At 47.0% G+C, this 17,982-nt stretch carries 11 protein-coding genes and 1 tRNA gene; 3 read left to right on the top strand and 9 right to left on the bottom strand.

The genetic code is table 11. The annotated features are described in order from the left end of the window. Window positions 1-34: 34 nt before the first annotated feature. From OK023_RS01360 to OK023_RS01320, 9 genes are all read right to left on the bottom strand, one after another. Window positions 35-556, bottom strand: a complete 522-nt coding sequence (locus OK023_RS01360; protein WP_317694408.1) for a hypothetical protein — start codon at window positions 554-556, stop codon at window positions 35-37. 488 nt (window positions 557-1,044) lie between these two features. Further along, complete coding sequence (locus OK023_RS01355) at window positions 1,045-1,914, bottom strand: restriction endonuclease (protein WP_317694407.1); 870 nt, start codon at window positions 1,912-1,914, stop codon at window positions 1,045-1,047. Then, window positions 1,911-4,661, bottom strand: a complete 2,751-nt coding sequence (locus tag OK023_RS01350) for a phospholipase D-like domain-containing anti-phage protein (RefSeq protein WP_317694406.1) — start codon at window positions 4,659-4,661, stop codon at window positions 1,911-1,913. The genes OK023_RS01355 and OK023_RS01350 overlap by 4 nt, the downstream gene beginning before the upstream one ends. Window positions 4,662-4,735: 74 nt before the next feature. Next, window positions 4,736-7,750: an anti-phage-associated DUF1156 domain-containing protein gene (locus tag OK023_RS01345; RefSeq protein ID WP_317694405.1), complete on the bottom strand. Its 3,015-nt coding sequence runs from the start codon at window positions 7,748-7,750 to the stop codon at window positions 4,736-4,738. Window positions 7,751-7,864: 114 nt separating this feature from the next. Then, window positions 7,865-8,950 carry an anti-phage-associated DUF3780 domain-containing protein gene (locus OK023_RS01340; RefSeq protein WP_317694404.1) on the bottom strand — a complete coding sequence of 362 codons (1,086 nt, stop codon included), beginning with the start codon at window positions 8,948-8,950 and terminating at the stop codon, window positions 7,865-7,867. A gap of 23 nt (window positions 8,951-8,973) precedes the next feature. Continuing rightward, the gene (locus OK023_RS01335; RefSeq protein WP_317694403.1) at window positions 8,974-12,099 is read right to left on the bottom strand and encodes an anti-phage-associated DUF499 domain-containing protein; all 3,126 of its coding nucleotides are present in this window, start codon (window positions 12,097-12,099) and stop codon (window positions 8,974-8,976) included. Window positions 12,100-12,101: 2 nt separating this feature from the next. After that, a complete protein-coding gene (locus OK023_RS01330; protein WP_317694402.1) occupies window positions 12,102-12,293 on the bottom strand; it encodes a ribbon-helix-helix protein, CopG family in 192 nt (63 codons plus the stop codon). A gap of 236 nt (window positions 12,294-12,529) precedes the next feature. Next, window positions 12,530-13,789, bottom strand: a complete 1,260-nt coding sequence (locus OK023_RS01325; RefSeq protein WP_317694401.1) for a tyrosine-type recombinase/integrase — start codon at window positions 13,787-13,789, stop codon at window positions 12,530-12,532. Between the two features lie 186 nt (window positions 13,790-13,975). Further along, a tRNA-Leu gene (locus OK023_RS01320) sits at window positions 13,976-14,060 on the bottom strand. Window positions 14,061-14,651: 591 nt separating this feature from the next. Between OK023_RS01320 and OK023_RS01315 the strand changes: the two genes are divergently transcribed. The 3 genes from OK023_RS01315 to OK023_RS01305 are packed head-to-tail and all read left to right on the top strand — an operon-like array spanning window position 14,652 to window position 17,805. Further along, window positions 14,652-15,449: a DeoR/GlpR family DNA-binding transcription regulator gene (locus OK023_RS01315; protein ID WP_317694400.1), complete on the top strand. Its 798-nt coding sequence runs from the start codon at window positions 14,652-14,654 to the stop codon at window positions 15,447-15,449. Window positions 15,450-15,454: 5 nt separating this feature from the next. Next, the gene (gene denD / locus OK023_RS01310) at window positions 15,455-16,417 is read left to right on the top strand and encodes a D-erythronate dehydrogenase (RefSeq protein ID WP_317694399.1); all 963 of its coding nucleotides are present in this window, start codon (window positions 15,455-15,457) and stop codon (window positions 16,415-16,417) included. After that, a complete protein-coding gene (locus tag OK023_RS01305; protein ID WP_317697439.1) occupies window positions 16,417-17,805 on the top strand; it encodes a gluconate:H+ symporter in 1,389 nt (462 codons plus the stop codon). Before denD ends, OK023_RS01305 begins: the two co-directional genes overlap by 1 nt. The last annotated feature ends 177 nt before the right edge of the window (window positions 17,806-17,982 follow it).

Below are 17,982 nucleotides of genomic sequence, written 5' to 3'. Positions count from 1 at the left end.
TAGTACTATAGAGTAAAGAGAGTTATGGCTCTCTTTACTCGTTAGCGACATGCTTTGACAACTTTTGTAGTTTAATCACGAATACATCCCAGTTATAAGAACAAATTGCCCCCAGAGAAAGGTACCCAATCCTGACACTAGACAGTTCGGAATTAATACTAGTTCCGCCGTTCAAGACCATCAATCCGCTATATAGCATGCAGAAGATAAGTAAACCAATAACGACAGATAGTACCGGTGCCATAAGATAGCCCCACAAATGATCTACGTCCAATGTTTTGGTCACCGCTGAATATTTATGTAGAGAGGTTATACTTAGAGTTGATCCCCCAAGCAAAGCTCCAGCAATGGTGAATATAGCTAACCTGATTTCATCACTGGCCACAAACTCGCCCGTAGGCTGAAGTAACAGGCGCAAAAAGGTATAATCTCCCGACCATACAAGAAAAAGATACCTGAGGGTGATCAAAGTACAAACCATGATCCAGATAAAGAGAAGTAAAGATAGAAAAAGCCGCCATCCGTTTACACCGATTTCTTTCAGTTCATCGCTCACGTTGAGTCCTTTGCAGTCTGTAAAGATAACAATCACTGACAGTGAAACGTCATTTTCTACGAAATGAGCATTACGCCCTTACGTTTTGATTCACTGTCTTTGCTGAAGGTAATTATTTATGTATATGATATCAGAGATACCTAGTGCACCGCAGGTAATTCCAATATAAAGGCTATTCTCTGCCTGTTTTTTCTCATAAACCTCGAAATCTTGATGATGACAGTAATGTTACTCTTAATAATTCAAATCTAAAAATTGCTACAAGCAGAAATTATCACCATTTCTTCCCCAGAAAATATTTTGAGAAGAATTGCCTTCGATGGAACCTAACCTAGTCGCTAACATAGCCCGATTGATGGAGCTTCAAACAAAAAAATTATAGCGAGGGCCCCGAACCTCTATATCAACCCGTTAGAGGTATTCGGTTACTTCCCTCGTAACGACTCCCTAAGCAGATGAAAAAAGAGTATGCGTATCACTTGCGATTCCTAGAGATTTAAAAACCAATCCGGCTCGACGTTTACTTTCTCAACAAACTCTGTTTTCACACCTAAACTTAACTCCTTGAGTTTATCTGCCAACTGATCACCATCAACTAAATCTATCGGAGCCGCACCATCACGATTTGCTTCTTCAATTGCAGCTTTCGTGAAACTTCCTGTTGTAATAAACATACCTCTATCGGCACGTCCAATAGTTGCACCGCGGAAATTTCGTATCTCTGGTGCCCCAACAGAACCTTTGTATTTTTTACACTGAAAGGCAATGTGAAAACTCATTAAACCATTAATACGGGCGATACCTTTACCATCTATGCCACCATCACCAGTTCGCCCGGTAACTTCAACGTGAATAAATCCTGATTCTCGTAGGAGTCTTTGCGTTAATCTTTCAAACGCGCCAGGACTCATTTCTTCGACCAATACATGGTGTAACTTTTCGCGCCAAGCAAGTACTTCTTCCGGCGAATCATCAATTGCTAACTCAAGTTTACTAGGATCTGTAATTGGTTGACTAGATTTTCGATCTAATGCTCGGACAAAATTTACAATCTCACGACAATCAAATTCTGGCACTTGCTTAGCTTTATCTGTCAGTGTCCATACACCACGTGATGAATTTTCAAGATAACCAGCTTTTTTTAAATAAGTACGAGCCCAAGCTAAACGATATCCAATTTCTGTCTGACTGCTTTTTTCAGGATTGTGTAAAATATCCAATGTGTCTTCGTCAAACTGTTCTATTTCTACAACGGTATCATAGATTTCATCAATGCTACCCGACCCCCCCAAATTAACGAGTGCCCTCATTAATGGTAGCATGAGCTGATCGTAGGTAACCATTTTTCCAGAACTCATTTATTTTCACCCCAACCAGACATCATTAACTCAGTAAAATCGCGGCGTGAGAGTACATTTGAGCAATCGCGCCAATCCTTATCAGATAGTGACATGGTCTCTGTATAGCGAAGATCAAAACCATTAGCCTGTTTCTGAGCGTTAATGTATCCATCCATTTTTTCACCAATAGTTTCAATATCTTCAATCCATTCATCACGAATGGTGTCGGGCAAAGAGCCAAACAGGTTATAGCGGTCCCGCATTCGTTCTGACAGCTTTTCATAAACCTTTTCATCTACGGTTTGCTCGTTGACTAGGTTAAGCATATCGACTTTCTCACGAACCTGGCCAAAACGCTTGATGCGACCAATACGTTGCTCTAAGCGAGTCGGGTTCCATGGAAGATCGATATTGATCAGCGTACCTAATGTCTGTAGGTTCAGGCCTTCACACGCAGCATCGGTAGCAACCATGATCTGAAGTTGGTGCTCAGCAACCATACGTTTGAGTGTTTCCCTTTCAATATTGACGCTTTCCCCTTTTTGATACAGGCGACTACGACCTGCGCCAGCATAAAGACCCACAACTTGGTCGGGGTAACGCACGGCAAGGGAATCAGCAATCCATTTTGCTGTGTCGTAATACTGGCTGAAAATAATGACGCCAAGTTCTAGCCATTTTTCCTTTTCGAGATAATGGATGACAGCACTTAGCTTTGGGTCTTCTTTGATGTATTCAAGCCTGACGATCATCCGTTTCAGGACAGCGACTTCATCTGGGCTTTCGGCTTTAACCTCAATCAGTTGCTCATCAGCTTCCTCGAGAACAGTCCGACCTTCCAGTAACATTCGAGCCGTATTCAATCCTGCAGCAATACTCGAGCAAATCCGTTGCTCCATCATGTTTTTCATGAAGCCACTACCTTTACCACTTTGAGCAAGAGCCTTGCCAAAATGTCGAGCCTCTGAGTAGGCTTGCCGGAAGTCCTCGCTTGTTCTCAGAGCCTTACCCTCGAACAAACTGTTAAATTGATCAACTTCTCTCGCCAACTCCCGATCAGGATGGACATCCACACCGATGCGGGGCAATAAACCGGCATTTTCAAGCGTTACTCGCTTGCGTAAAACGATGTGGCGGATTAATGGGTTTTCGCGTTGAAAAAAACTGGCACCAGCTATATCTCTATCCAGCTCATCTTCTAGATATTCCAGAGACTCTTCTGTCAGGTCAGAAAGAGTATTCTTTATGTCCCACTTGTCATTCTGATTAATTAATCCAAAATCCTGACGAAGAGAGCTGAATAAGCGGCGAGCATATTGCTCGCTGGTTGAATCTACGACTGGCAGTGGTGAACGAAGCAATTCCCAGGCAAAACTGGGTTCAGTAATGCGCTGTTCACCTGATAATATAGGTAACACTTCTAGCGGGCGGTGCCATTTGGCAAAATCGTTGCCGAGCACAAAGTTACCGCTTCCTTGGTGCAGGATGCCAATCAAGTCCCACAAGTCTTCCGTGCGGGTTTGAATGGGGGTCGCCGTCCCCAAAATGACATGGTCAGAACGTGCAGCGATTTCTCTCATGAAGGTGAGTAATTCGTTATGCGAGCCTGCATCTTTGCCGAAGCCTTGTCTGCTCCGTGCTTTATGCGCTTCATCCAGTATGGCCACGCCAAAACGTAAACCCAACAGATGCTGCCTCTCTGATGAGTCGCGCATCATCAGGCCCGTGGATACAATCCCCACCCGAAGCGGGCACTTTGCAATATGCTCTTGCCCAACTGGCGAGATGATTCGCCCTTCAGGATCCAACCAGGCTTTCTTTTGAGTTTGCCACCTGGCACAAGGGATCCCCAGCTTATCGATCATCTCAACTTGCCATTGCTCACAGAGTGTGGCTGGGGTAAAAATAATGACAGGCTTGCGCTTCTTGTTCTCGCGATCGCTAAGTAAGCACAATGAAAGTGCGGCAGTAGCCATTGACAGGGTTTTTCCCAGTCCCACTTCGTCAGCAATCAATAAGCGTACAATGCCATGGTTTCGGTAATGGCGAATGCACTCACTGACAAACCCTTGTTGCCAAGGCTGTAAGGAAAACCCTTGGCGATAAAGCGGAGATTCGATCAGCGCTGCTGGAGCGATATCATCGTCCTCGACGATATCGTCAAACAGCACTTCTCTTCGATAGCCTCGGCGTTTAACTTCACGAATAACTGCTTCAGGTAGTGGACGTGCAGCGTTCCATAAATATTCAAATTCCTGCTCAATCCATTGCACGCCTTCTGGTGATTCGTCTTCCCAGAGGATTTCATAATGACGCTGCCAGCCACTGCTGGTTTCATTCATTGATCCAATGAAGCCAATTTTCCTCCCATCGGCTAGCTCGATAACACCCGCCTTACCATGCAGAAAACCACAGATGCTATCAGGGGCAACGCGAATTACCTGGCCATGCTTAGCAAGGAAACTGTCCAGACGGCGATAACGGTCACGGTTGAGCAAGCTTTCAGCTTCTATGTCCCGCTCATTCCATCGGCCTATCATTTTGGACGCGCGTAATTGAGCCACTTTCAGATCGGCAGGATGGATATCTACATTGCAGACGATCCTTACATCTGGTACAGATTCAATCAGCTCGTTGGCCACTTCAAATAGCGAGCTCGTAAAGTAACCAGCTATGCGTTTATAACTGCGAGCAACTTTGAGGTGCTCAAGTAGGAAGCTATTGTCGAGCCTATGCGTTCGTGAAGAAAATCGCCGAATGCTCATTGGTTTAAAATCCCTATCCTTGTTGTTATTAAATTTTTTTATTCATTATGTTAACATTATCACTGCCACTTTTATCACTGACCAAGTGCACGCATATTCCTCAAGCGCGCGCCCAAAACTTCTGCTGCATCGCGGGTGGTTTTCTCGGGTGCTTTCATTTCGATAAATGTTAGCAAATCGATCAAGATCGGACGCACTTCCATAAAGTCTGGCAAGTCTGCTTGCAACTGACCGATTACGACTTGAGGATCTTTTTCATTGAGTATCTGTTGTAAACCGATGATCAAGTGGCCAAGCCAGCTTGCTCCAATTTCGGTACTTTCCGTTAGATCACGTGAAGCAAACTCGGGTATCCGTTTCAACTGAGCCTTACTGGCGGTCATGTTACCCATTACCCTACTGTAGTCTTCAACCCGGAAGGCTTTGGCAAAATTTTGATAGTTGTCAAGCTTGGAGGCGCCAGTAGTTTCAATATCAATCATGCGCAAATAAAAGCGCTGAATGCCGTTTATTTTTTGCCAGGTGTCAGGGGACAAACCTTCCGGTACCAGCAAGCTATTTGCAGCTTCAGCCGCTTGTTGCACTATTTCATCTACAACTGTAACTTCACCCTTAGTGCGTGGCCTCAAAGCAAAGTTGGTGACGTCCTCACCACCAATATGAGTATAAGATGTAAGCACTTTCAGCGCAGCTGCGTAACCAGCCATTTGCAGGTCAGAATCGTTGAATACAGGCTCTCCCAGTTTATCTTGAATCTCATCATTCAGGTGCATCATAGTTTCGATTTGGCGCTTTACTTCTGCCCTGACAGCAGGTAACAAGCGCTGCTTAAAACCTGCGTTTTCTCCAACTGGCCGCTTACGTAACATCAAAATGACGGTACCTTGTACATAGCCGCCTTTTTTAAGCTCGGAAGTGGTTTCTGTTGCGATATACCATGCGCCAACAACCTGCAATCCCGAGGCCCAGAAAATACCGATCATGTCTGACCAAACGCCGGTATCCTGATGGGTAAACATCACGCATTGCATGCCATTATCTGGCATATGCTCAGCCATCGCCTTATAGGCGCTGGCCATTCCTTTGCGAAAGTCATCCCCTGACCCCTTGATAGCTAAGGCACGGCGCGAGTCCCATGTCCATTCATCGAATGGCTTCGGTGGATTTTTGCGCAGCCATGCGATAAAGTATTCGGTGATTTCATGATAATTAACTGCATCTGCGTATGGAGGGTCTGTAATATATATATCATTCAATGCTGATATTTCATTGCTTGCCAAAGATCGCAGCTCAGCATTATGAGGTAACGGAATCGATTGATAGTTTTGTACAAATTCACAATCAAAAAATGATCTGTTAGCCCAGTTGTAAAGTGTGTTCAGGGCTTGATTAGAGAATACATTAGAGGTGAAGTCGCTTCCGCCTCCCGATGAATATCTTACAATCCAACGAGATAGTTTTGAGCAAAAATCAAGCGTCCCACAGAACTCTGGTATTAGTTCTGGGCTGTTTATTTCTTGTTTCAGAAAGGCTAGATTCAGCAAATCTCTTGGCGTAAATAATTGGTGCCAATATTTCCACCCTCGCGTCCTAATGAGCTCATCTGTTTTATCACCTGATTCTATTTCCATATCAGGGATTATTCCCCTTGACTGCCAGTCCTGAATTTTTTCAGAAATAATTTTATCGATTAATTTTTCGCGAGTGACATCTTCTTCTCTAAGTCCTGTAAAAAATGTTATTTTTCTAGACTCGTTTATAGTGTCTTTCGTTATCCACTGTATTGCATACAGCCTCTCTTGGAAAATGTCATCTTTTCTTGGCTTAAAATCAAGCTTTTCCCATAATCTCAATTGGTTTTTTGTTTTTCCATCTTTATCCTTAAAATCACCCCGTAGCGTTTTGATTGGGGTACGGTACACTTTACCATCTAGTTCGTAGACCATTTTCCCATCTTGAATGGTACCAACCTTGGCTGCTTCTACCTCACTAACCCTCACATTGCTGACCACCTCAATATCAAACGACTTAAGTCTATGATTGGGGATAAGTTTTGCAATAGTATTCTGTCTTGGTGAAATGACCCAAGTGGAAGACAATGGAACCATCCATCCTGTTTCGGGGCAACGCGCCTCAATACAATATAAGAAAGCCTTTGCTCTATTACCTTCGGAATCATGTTCGATTCCCAGATCAGCTATTTTTTTTTCTACCTTAATTTTGACCTGTAGTTGCTTTTCTATTATCGAGTTATGAGAATCGGTTTGAGCACCAATGATATTAAATGTTCCCCAAGTCAACATACATGCGATTGGGTTTAAGTCAGAGGCGTATACGTCACAACCTAATCTTGCTGCTTCAAATGGTATTGAACCGCCACCACTGAAGGTGTCAGCCACCTTTGGACAATGGCCGTAGCGAAGCTGTCCAAGTTGATCTATGAGCTCTTGGTGGGATTTTGCGTTAACACCAAGATTTTTATAATGCCGATTAACCTTTGCCCAAATGTGTGCGTAGAGCCACTCCTGATCAATTTCCTCTGGCCTTTTGCAAAGACTGGCCTTTGCCTCATACCCATGAATGGTTTCCAGATACTGGAGGTAAATAGCCAGCTTTTCGCTTTCTTTTACATCACGACGCCAGCGCAACTTAATGCCAAGAGAATTACTGTTGATTGGAAACTGTAACGCATTTACCTCGCTATAATTTGCATCTGAGGCTTTAACGTTGTGACTAAAATAATCCCAAGGATTGTGTAGCTGTATACGAGCGGCTATCTCGGCTGGCTTGATGTCATTTTGAATTAACGCGCGCTTTGCTAGACTTTCGGTGTCAAAACCCATCAGCATTTCAAAAATTTCTAAATCCTTCTCGGTGTCTTCGGTTTGGGGCAAGATTGTTCCCAACACTACCGAGCGAACAAGGATCAACGGTTTTCTCCCCTTCCAATAAGAACCCAGTGAGGTCAAAGTTTGACCTGGCCCCGCCTTTCGTTCTTTTTGGGCTTCAAATGAAATTTTTTGTGCTGGATATACAGCCTCGATCAGAGCTGAGGCATTCTTAAGCGCGAAGGGGGTTAGTTGTGTCATTTAATCTTTATCTCCAAACAGACTGCGCAAGGACAAGTTGCCTTGCGCAGTCTATATCTATTCAGTGCATTTTTTAGACCACATGGTTTTTTCTGCCTGAGTCCAAACCATTAGTTAGCCCTTTTTACCGTATCCTAGCTCTTTCAGGCTACGGCTTTGCAGGTCCCGCCAAGCATCCATACCACTGCGCGGATTGCCGGCTATCACACAAGCCGCCGTACTAGGGCTTTTAAACTGATATTCATGTACAAAGGAATAAACATCTCCTTGTTTCACGAGCACACCATCATCTAACAGCTTCTGACGCAGCTCTCGAACGGCTGGACGTAGCGACTTGGCCAGAACAATGTTTGCCGTTGATCCCTTTTTGACTAAAAACTCGGGACTACTCATTTCACCAATAGGGTGCCCGATAGCCTTAGCCAGCTTTGCTTCAAACAAGAACAGGGATCCCTCAGCATTTGAGTTTCCTTGAGCAAGCTCATTGGATGCTGGAGCATTGTCGCCATCGAGTAATAATAAATCGTTATTACTACTATCTTGAGGCAACAAGCTGGTATCACCAGATGGCTTCAAGTCTCCATAACTCGCTGACGGTGATTTTATTTCGTGGGACTTTGGTACATGACCACTGTAAGAAACGCTGCTGTCCTGAGTGAGTTCAATCTGTTCTGTTTGTACAATATCGCCAAGAGCGTGACGCAAGGCAATACGCCAACCGACATCACGATCTTCAACACCTCCAGTGCTCTTCGCAGTCATGCCAAATAACCACCAACGCTCCTCTGGACGAAGTGCTAACCAATTGCGGACTGCAAGAGGGATATTGTCAATTTCCATACCCTCTATTGCCCAAGCGAGTACACAAAGCTCTTTGCCCAACAAACGGTCAAGCATGTTCTCACCTACTTGCCAAGAACTGGTTTTTAAACCGTAGCTTTTCAAGCGAGCGTTAAACGCACGCTGCACTTCCGCGCGTATAGCTGTCCAACGAGTGCGATCTAGCAACACGCGATCAACTACGGAAGATTCCTTATTCTGCGCTTGTAAACCAAGGTACTCACTGATTTGCACTTTGCCGTTACTTGTCTTTGGAATAATTACTTTAAAGTGGTGAGGATCGCTGCTAGCAGGCACGCCGAAACCCAGCGTCGGATGTTTAACACCTGCCGTGGTTATGTTTGATTGTGCCTTTACCATATTTCTAGTCTCTTTTTTGACGCTCATTCGTCTTGGGCTATATCGCCAGGTTTCAACTCAATGCCAACTAACTTGGCAAACTCTTTGGCTTCAAAGCCATTTTCAAAATCAATGCCGTCTCTGACAGCAATCGACACATTAGCATCGGCTTCATTCAATACATCTCGTAGGCTATTTACCGTCGCCTCGATCATCGCAGCGGTGATTTGGCGTTCGCCGAAACGAATACCTACAGTGTTCTCACCTTCGCCGATCTCAATGCGGACACCTTTAAAACGTGTGTTTGCCTGGTCTTTGAAGCGGTTTATCACCGTGAAGACTTTTTCTGTGGTATCGAGTGGAACACGCTTACCACTATTTAAGCGTGCTGGCTTGGTGTAATCGATCTGAACAGTTTTGTCGGCGCTATGCGGAATCTGAAAATCGGCCGTTTTTGTCGCTTCACCCGATTTGGCATAAACCAGTAAACGGGCAGCTTCGGAGCCTACCTCGAATGGAGTTGTGTAAGGCTGACCATCTTTCGGATTCGAACCGTCCAATGTGTAGTACATTTCGGCGTTAGGTGTACAATGTAAAGTAATCTTTCGCTTGTCTGCAGAAGGTTCGATTTGATGTCTGACTTTTAGGTCGGCAACCCATCGTGTAGCTGGGCCGCTTTCGTATTTTCCAGTAGGATCAACGACCTTAAAGTAAAGAGTGCCTTCAGTCGTACAGAAATTTTCCAGGTCATAAATTTTAGGTGCTGTTTCCAGAACTTCCGGTTTTGTCGAATAATAGATAACCGGACTTTCGCCAGCGTTTCTCGGTGTCAAGCTGAGCTGCGATTCCCCGGTGTCAGGATTTGCCCCCAAAAATGATACATTGACACTGGTTTTTTCTTTCGGGAAGGGGCCTTTCTCTATGTAGCCGTCCTCACCTAAGCGCCAGCGTCCCTGTTTCAGAGCCTCGGTTCGCAATGTATCCATACCACTACTGCCGGGCATCCAAGGCCAGCCGGGATAGCATTTGGCGCGATTGATGACATCCTTCCACGGAGTGCGGCGGCTGTTGGTACCAGAAGGCCAAAGCTCCGACTCTGCCAAAGCAAAATACTGCACGAAACCATCTTTCAAATCTGAAGCTAATTTGTAGTTAGCTCTTGGGTCTGCCATCAGTTTTTCAATTTGAGCTTCGGCAGATTGCTCGCCTTCACCTACTTTCAATCCATGATCAATTGTGACTTTGAGCAAACGCTCAGAGCCATCCACCTCATCAATGCCGGGAAATAGTACGGTATTATAAGCTGCAGACAAAGCTTTGATGAATCTCCCCTCAGCTTCCTCCAATCTATCACGCGCTTCTTCAAATAACGTATCACCGGCCTTTAGGCGTTTTCCAATTTGTTCGATGGCATACAGCTCACGTAGACGATCTTCGACAGCATCAGCCATGATGCTGTCTTGCCCGGTAAGCACTAGTAGGTTGTTCTTTTCCTGCTGAAACTCAAAGAAGTTGGTGAGTTCGCTCGGCGGTATTTTTCCATCTGGTTTAATCACGATAAGGACTCGAGGTCCACTTAGTCTGAGTTCGTCCATGCGCGGAAGAATTTGCACCTCCTGATAGGTATTACGGCGGTTGGGCTGAAGGATTCCCTTGAGCCGGTTAATCAAGGCCTGATCAATTTTTGGTAGCGGTATATCCTTAGCAGTACGCTCGATCTGGCGCGAAAGGTTTTCAGTTTCTTTAATGAAGAAGCGTTGGTCTTCACGGTGCAAGTACCAAGCGTGCTCACGTAAGTTTTGGAGTGCATCAAGGAATTCATCTGCCTTGCGATTGGGCGCAGTTAAGAATTCAATCAATTCACTTTCCGACAAACCAATGCGTCCACCTACGGCTCGAGACAATGACGATGCCAAGAGTAAAGTCATTAATTGGCTGGCTGCATCGTTGTTGATTTCGCTGTCTATTTTTTCAGCAACTGAATCACCTTTGTCTGCAATATCTCGTGTAACGGCAGGGGTTAGTTTCGGAGAAATTCGTTCAATTTCATCTTTAACTTGTTCGTCATTTAGGTCAAGGTGTTGCGTGCCTACGAGGAAGACATCATCAGTTTTGCGTTGCTCCACGCTTTTGAGCAGGCGAGCAGTAAACTGCATTAAACCGCGAGTCTGTCTGAAACCCTCGTTCTCTTTAAATAGAGCCACCAAGTGTTTGAATGATGGATGGAACGGATAGGTCTCTCTTACCTGTTCTGCGATTTGTTCAATGCTTGAAGCAATAATGTATCCGCCATCTTCTGCTTTTTTGATTTGCTGAGCGTATTCCTCAGCAACATCACTGATAGTTTGCTCGTCAGGCAACTCATCAATCAGTCGCTTTTTAAGGATTTCATAGATTTCATTACCCGAGAGTTGTACCGGTGTAATAGTCATCGACTGCCTGCGGGTTTCTTGCTGCAGGTTCGAAATAGCTTCTTTCAGGGTTTTGGTTTGGGCACTATAGCTCCCAGACAGATTGGCAATGACAATACAGCAGTTTGGTAGTTCTAATGCCGCACTCATCAGAGTACTTAGACTATACACTACCATGTTGGCGAGTGTACCGGAGCCGAAGACCTGAGTACTCGCGTTATCCAGATAAGGGGGGAGTTCGTCGATCATAATCAACGTGGGAGTGTCGCCGATGATCTCTTTCCACTTCTTTTGGTCAACGGATTTAGGTCCGTTGATCCAGTGCTGTTTAATTTTATCTGACTCACCGAGTTGGGTAGCAATCTCACCCCATATGTAATTATCAGGATTGTTGCGACCATTAAACGCTGCGATTCGCGCATTCCCAAAGCTCAAGCGTTCATTTAAATCTGCAGGTAGCATCTCAGGACGTAAATGTGCGTGTTTCGCAAGCAAACCTAGCGCAATCATCATGTGGGTTTTACCACCACCCATTGCCTGAGTGAGCTCGAATACCGCTTGATCTGATTTTCCAGATAGACGAAGCATGCCTTCTCTGAAAAGCTGCTCCATACCGTGGGTAACGTAGTTACGTGAGAAAAACTCTTTGCCGTCACCTGCGTCGTTGATGAGATCAGCTAGGTTCTCAATTCCTTGGCTCATTCTGTAATCCTGGATAATAGGATTAAAACGACACGCCTGTTTAACAGTCTTGATCATGCTTAACGTTCCCCACATTGATCCAATTTCTTGGGCTTCTCGATAGCTATTCCATGTTTCTCACAGTGCTCGCGGATCAGCACCTCTATCATGTTGGCGATAGACCTGTGTTCCACTTGTGCAACAGCTCGCAGTGCTTCCTTTAAGCCGGGATCGACTCGGATGGTAAGCGTCGCAGTTTTGGTTGTAGCCATCTCATTCTCCCAGATAAAGCCTGCAAATGTACTGCACTATACAGTGTTGTATTTTGCTCGACAATCGACTCAGCCGCACAACTGCGACGCAGATATTTGGCACACTAGGTTACCCCTATGCAATCAACACAGCATCATGTGGGCCATAATCAAGAAAAAGACATCCAGCCATATTTATGGGCAGATGTCTCTTTCTTGCAGCTGTTCCTATACTGATAAACAATGGCCAGATAGTATTATTTCAACGTGTGCTGCTTGGCAAAATCAAACGGACTAATCGCCTTCTCCCTATTAGCATCCAAGAAGTCAGCCCACCACTGCAGCATTAGCTTGCGTTCATCCAGATGCTCAGCCTTATGGATATAAGCTGCTCGTACAGAGTTGCGTTCCATATGGCTCATCTGCCGTTCAACCGCATCCCTCGACCATAACCCTGACTCAATCAACGAACTGCACGCCATTGTCCTGAATCCATGACCGCAGACTTCAACCTGTGTGTCATATCCCATCACTCGCAAAGATTTGTTAACCGTGTTTTCACTCATCGGTTTGCGAGGGTTATGATCACCAATAAAGATCAGTTCATGATCGCCACTGAAAGTCTTTATCTGTTCGAGAATCGCCAGAGCCTGACGGGAAAGCGGCACCAGATGTGGAGTTCGCATTTTAGAGCCACGGTGAGAGTGTTTTACCCCTTCGATTGGTTCACGTTCGGGAGGAATGGTCCACATGGCGGTTTCAAAATCGATCTCTGACCAACGGGCAAATCGCAGTTCACTGGAGCGGATAAAAATCAATAGCGTCAACTCAACCGCCAGCCGTGTTAACGGCCTGCCGGTGTAGCTATCAATTCGTTGAAGCAGTTCTGGAGTACGCTTTAACTCCAAGGCGCGACGATGCTGCCGGTTGCTAGATGCAACGGCACCAGCCATTTCCTGAGCCGGGTTGTAGTCAATTAACCCACTCTGCACGGCGTAACGCATTATCGCGGTCGAACGTTGTTGAAGGCGTGATGCCACCTCAAGACGCCCGGATTGTTCTACAACTTTGATCGGGGCTAACAGGTCACGGGTTTTAAGCTCGCCAATATTACGTTTGCCAATCGCGGGGAAGAGATTATCTTCCAGGCTTTTCAGCACGCGCTTGCTGTGATCTTCCGACCACTTCTTATTGGTAGCATGCCATTCGATAGCGACCTCCTCAAAAGTACGAGCCTCATTCTGCTCAACTTTATCGGTTTTCTTTTTATCGCTTGGATCGATGCCGTTCGCTATCTGCTTGCGGGCTTCATCACGGCGTGCCCTGGCATCCGCAAGGGAGACATCTGGATAGACACCTAAAGCCAACATCTTTTGCTTCCCACAAAAGCGGTACTGCAAACGCCAGTACTTAGAGCCATTCGGGTGAACAAGAAGATGCATGCCATTGCCGTCGGTCAGCTTGTACTGCTTCTCTTCAGGCTTGGATGTCCTGACTTTAATATCTGTTAACGCCATGATTATCCCCTCCCCGTTGGTACACGCACTATCGAACCAGAAATACCATCATCTGTACCAACATCTGTTGGTAGATGTGGGTTGATGTCGGTTGACACTGAGAGAGTTAATATAGCGGGAAAGGTAGGTAAATACTGGATTTTAGACATAAAAAAAGACCTCAGTTGAGGTCTATTTACATACTGTTGGTGCCGAAGGCCGGACTCGAACCGGCACACCTTGCGGCGGTTGATTTTGAATCAACTGCGTCTACCGATTTCGCCACTTCGGCACTGAAGTAGTATGCGGAAAACGTGGGCATTATACCTGCCCGCTTCCCTCGTGCAACACTTATCACGCATTCAATGAATTGAATGTCGAAAAAAACGTCACTCGCCTATTTCCCCAACAGAGATAGTCCAATTCTTACCCTATTACTCTTCCACAACGTCATCAAAAAACTGGGAAACAGATGATATTGGCAAAAAATCTGCTTGTGCCCCAAGCATAGCGCTTCATCTGTATTGAAATACGTTTAAGGCCTGTACCAGGCTATGTTTTAATTGCACACCAGCGCCGCTGCCGGTCATTTGCAGCCTAGCGACCTCTTCCCCCACCGAGATCTTCGGCAAACTGCTTGTTTTTGTTATGTGTCACATTATTCATCACATCCTGCTGTTATCTACCCAGCTTCAAAAAATTCATTTAACTCAATAATTATCAATGAATTTTTGAAGTCGCCACTCGTACCCCGCATCTGCACTTCTGTGATACCCATCGTTTATTTGTTAACTCAGATGATTAAACATTAACTTCTATAACAAAAAATAACAGCTACTGAGTGGCACTCTCGCCACCAGCCCGCCACTGCCCAGGAGAAAGCATGATCCCATCGGAACGGCGCGATTTTATCTATCGCTACGTACATGAATATCAACTGGTCACCATCGTTGCTTTGGCCGAGTTGATGAGCGTTTCACACATGACTGTCAGGCGCGACATTCATCAGTTGGAAGAAGAAGGTAAAGTAATCAGCGTCAGCGGCGGCGTTCGCCTTAGCGACGCGCTGCGTCAGGAACTGGCTTACAAAGAAAAAGCCCAGCTCCATCACCGGCAGAAACGCGCCATCGGCAAATATGCAGCAGCCATGGTGGAAGATGGCCAGGTGGTTTATCTGGATGCTGGCACCACCAGCTTCGAGATCGCCCGCCATCTGGCAGAACGTTTCAATCTGACCATCGTCACCAACGATTTTTCCATTATCCAGCACTTGATGAATCGCCCTCAGCTCAATCTGTTTCACACGGGGGGACGTGTAGATCAACGTAATTTTTCCTGCGTGGGTAGCAGCGCCGCGACGCTGTTACGCACCCTAAATATCGATGTGGCCTTTATCAGCACCAGTTCTTGGGATCTAGCTCATGGCCTTTCCACACCGCACGAAGAAAAAGTCCTGGTTAAACAGGCACTGCTGGAGATCGCCAAGCGAAAAGTGCTGGTTTCCGATAGCAGTAAATACGGCAAGTACGGCATGTTCCGCGTCTGCCCCTTAACGGCACTCGACGACATCGTATGCGATGACGCACTGCCGCCTGATGTGCTGCAACAGCTCAAAGAGCGTGGTTTTCGGCTGCATAACATCAGCCTAATCGCAACAGCATCCCATAAAGGGAAAGGATAATAATCATGAAGATCATCATTACCGGTGGAGCAGGTTTTTTAGGGCAACGTTTAGCCGCTGCATTATTGCGGGAGAGTTCGTTGCCCTTCAGTGAATTGATTCTGGCTGATATTCAGCAGCCCCCCACGCCGATGGAAGATCCACGTGTGCACTGCCTGGCGCTTGATCTCACACGGCCCGGTGCCGCCAGTCAGCTGATTGATCGGGACTGTGGCGTACTATTTCATCTGGCGGCCATCGTGAGCAGCCATGCGGAGAGTGATTTTGATCTCGGTATGCAGGTGAACTTCGATGCCACTCGCCAGCTACTGGAGGCCGCTCGGCATAATGCCCCGGCAATGAAGTTTGTCTTTACCAGTTCGCTCGCCGTGTTTGGCGGCAAACTTCCTTCAATCGTCACAGATGAATGCGCCGTGCTGCCGCAATCCTCCTATGGCGCGCAGAAAGCCTTGTGTGAGTTGCTGATCAATGACTATACGCGTAAGGGGTTTGTCGACGGGCGGGTATTGCGTTTACCCACTATCAGTGTGCGCCCTGGTAAACCGAACAAAGCGGCCTCTTCTTTCGCCAGCGGCATTATACGCGAACCACTGCACGGTGATCCTTCGGTCTGCCCGGTTTCCCCCGATCTGGCCTTATGGCTATCCAGCCCTGGTACGGTGGTGCATAACTTTATTCATGCTGCCACGCTGCCTGCCGCGCAGTTCGGCTCGTCTCGCACCGTCAACCTCCCCGGCATCAGTGTTACCATCCAACAGATGTTGCAGGCGCTGGAGGCCGTTGCCGGTAAACAGGTTCGTGAACGGGTCCGCTTTGTACCGGACGAAACCATCAACCGGATCGTGGCCAGTTGGCCGGGTAACTTTGATATTAGCCGCGCGCTGGCGTTAGGGTTCTCTGTTGATGAAAACTTCCAGCAAATCATCCGTGCCTTTATGCATGATGAAATGCTGCGGGCTGGGGGCTGATTATGGCGCTTTATACCCCCATTATTGGTCTGGCCGTCGCCGTCTTCGTGCTGGTGTTTCTGGTGTTGCGCACCCGCGTTCACGCTCTGATTGCCATGCTGATAGCCGCCTCGATCGCCGGTATTTCCGGCGGGTTAACGGCAGTACAGACTGTCGATGTCATTACTAAAGGATTTGGCAGTACCCTCGGCAGCATTGGGATTGTTATCGGGTTGGGCGTGATGATGGGCCGCGTGCTGGAGGTTTCCGGTGCAGCGGAACAAATCGCCTACAGCTTCATCAAGTGGCTGGGCAATAAGCGTGAAGAGTGGGCGCTGGCAATCACCGGTTATATCGTCAGTATCCCGATTTTCGTCGATTCGGCTTTTGTCATTCTTTATCCGTTGGTCAAGGCTCTGGCTAAAAAAGGCAAACGCAATCTGCTGACGCTGGGAGTTGCCTTGGCTGGCGGTTTGATCCTCACCCATCACGCAGTGCCCCCCACCCCTGGCCCACTTGGGGTGGCCGCTATCTTCGGCGTCGATATCGGTGCCATGATGATGGCAGGCCTAGTATTGGCGATCCCTTGTGTGATCGGCGTCGTTATCTATGCTCGCTGGCTTGGCGCCCGGTATCCCGATTTTGAGCCGGAAAACAGTGAAGACGAAGCGGAAGATCTACACGCTACTCATCAACGTTATCTGGCAGAGAAGGAAAGTAAATCGCTACCGAGTTTAGCGTTATCGCTGCTGCCAATCGTTGCGCCTATCGTGCTGATTTTTATCAACGCGGTTAACAACATGCTGGCAAAAGCCGAAGGCATGACAGGGTTGGGGGAAAGTCTTTGGGGGCAAATGTTTGCCTTCCTTGGCTCCCCCATCATTGCGTTAGCCATCAGTGTGTTGCTGGCGGTCTACACTCTGATGCCAAAGATCAACAAGCACGAAACGCTGGAGCGCTTGGAAGAAGGGTTGCAAACCGCAGGGATTATTCTGCTGGTCACCGGCGCAGGTGGTGCGTTAGGAGCCGTACTGCGTGAGAGTGGTACCGGCACTTTACTGGCTCAGCATGTTGCCAACCTGCCGCTAACGCCAGTACTGATCCCCTTTTTCATCGCAACACTGGTCAGGTTGATACAGGGTTCTGGCACGGTCGCCATGATCACCGCGGCATCCATCTCAGCCCCGATTGTCAGCCAGTTGCCAGGGGTTAACATGCTTGCTGCCGCTCAGGCCGCAACCATGGGTGCCCTGTTCTTCAGCTACTTTAACGACAGTATGTTCTGGGTGGTGAACCGTATGATGGGGATCAAGGACGTTAAGCTACAGATGATGGTGTGGTCGGTGCCTACCACCATAGCTTGGGCAATCAGCCTGTGCGGTATTCTGGTACTGGATTGGTTATTGTAATCCCTCCTCCCCCGCACCGGAGTGCGGGGCTAAATAACCGCGCTTAATACCGCTTCACTGTAAGCTTCAGGTAGGTGGGAATCATACGGAACGCCGACACGCAGTGACCCTCTCCCTGGGGCTTGTATCGCGCATCCCTGCGCTCAACGGTCGGCTAACCTGCATCACTCCCACCTG

Source organism: Serratia sp. UGAL515B_01 (assembly GCF_033095805.1).
Classification (GTDB): Bacteria; Pseudomonadota; Gammaproteobacteria; order Enterobacterales; family Enterobacteriaceae; genus Chania.
This window is presented reverse-complemented; position numbering and strand designations above follow the sequence as displayed.

What these genes read in the sequence shown, in the direction of transcription:
- OK023_RS01355 (WP_317694407.1), bottom strand. Translation starts at nt 1,914, where the DNA reads ATGAGTTCTGGAAAAATGGTTACCTACGATCAGCTCATGCTACCATTA.
- OK023_RS01350 (WP_317694406.1), bottom strand. Translation starts at nt 4,661, where the DNA reads ATGAGCATTCGGCGATTTTCTTCACGAACGCATAGGCTCGACAATAGC.
- OK023_RS01345 (WP_317694405.1), bottom strand. Translation starts at nt 7,750, where the DNA reads ATGACACAACTAACCCCCTTCGCGCTTAAGAATGCCTCAGCTCTGATC.
- OK023_RS01340 (WP_317694404.1), bottom strand. Translation starts at nt 8,950, where the DNA reads ATGGTAAAGGCACAATCAAACATAACCACGGCAGGTGTTAAACATCCG.
- OK023_RS01335 (WP_317694403.1), bottom strand. Translation starts at nt 12,099, where the DNA reads ATGATCAAGACTGTTAAACAGGCGTGTCGTTTTAATCCTATTATCCAG.
- OK023_RS01330 (WP_317694402.1), bottom strand. Translation starts at nt 12,293, where the DNA reads ATGGCTACAACCAAAACTGCGACGCTTACCATCCGAGTCGATCCCGGC.
- OK023_RS01325 (WP_317694401.1), bottom strand. Translation starts at nt 13,789, where the DNA reads ATGGCGTTAACAGATATTAAAGTCAGGACATCCAAGCCTGAAGAGAAG.
- OK023_RS01315 (WP_317694400.1), top strand. Translation starts at nt 14,652, where the DNA reads ATGATCCCATCGGAACGGCGCGATTTTATCTATCGCTACGTACATGAA.
- denD (WP_317694399.1), top strand. Translation starts at nt 15,455, where the DNA reads ATGAAGATCATCATTACCGGTGGAGCAGGTTTTTTAGGGCAACGTTTA.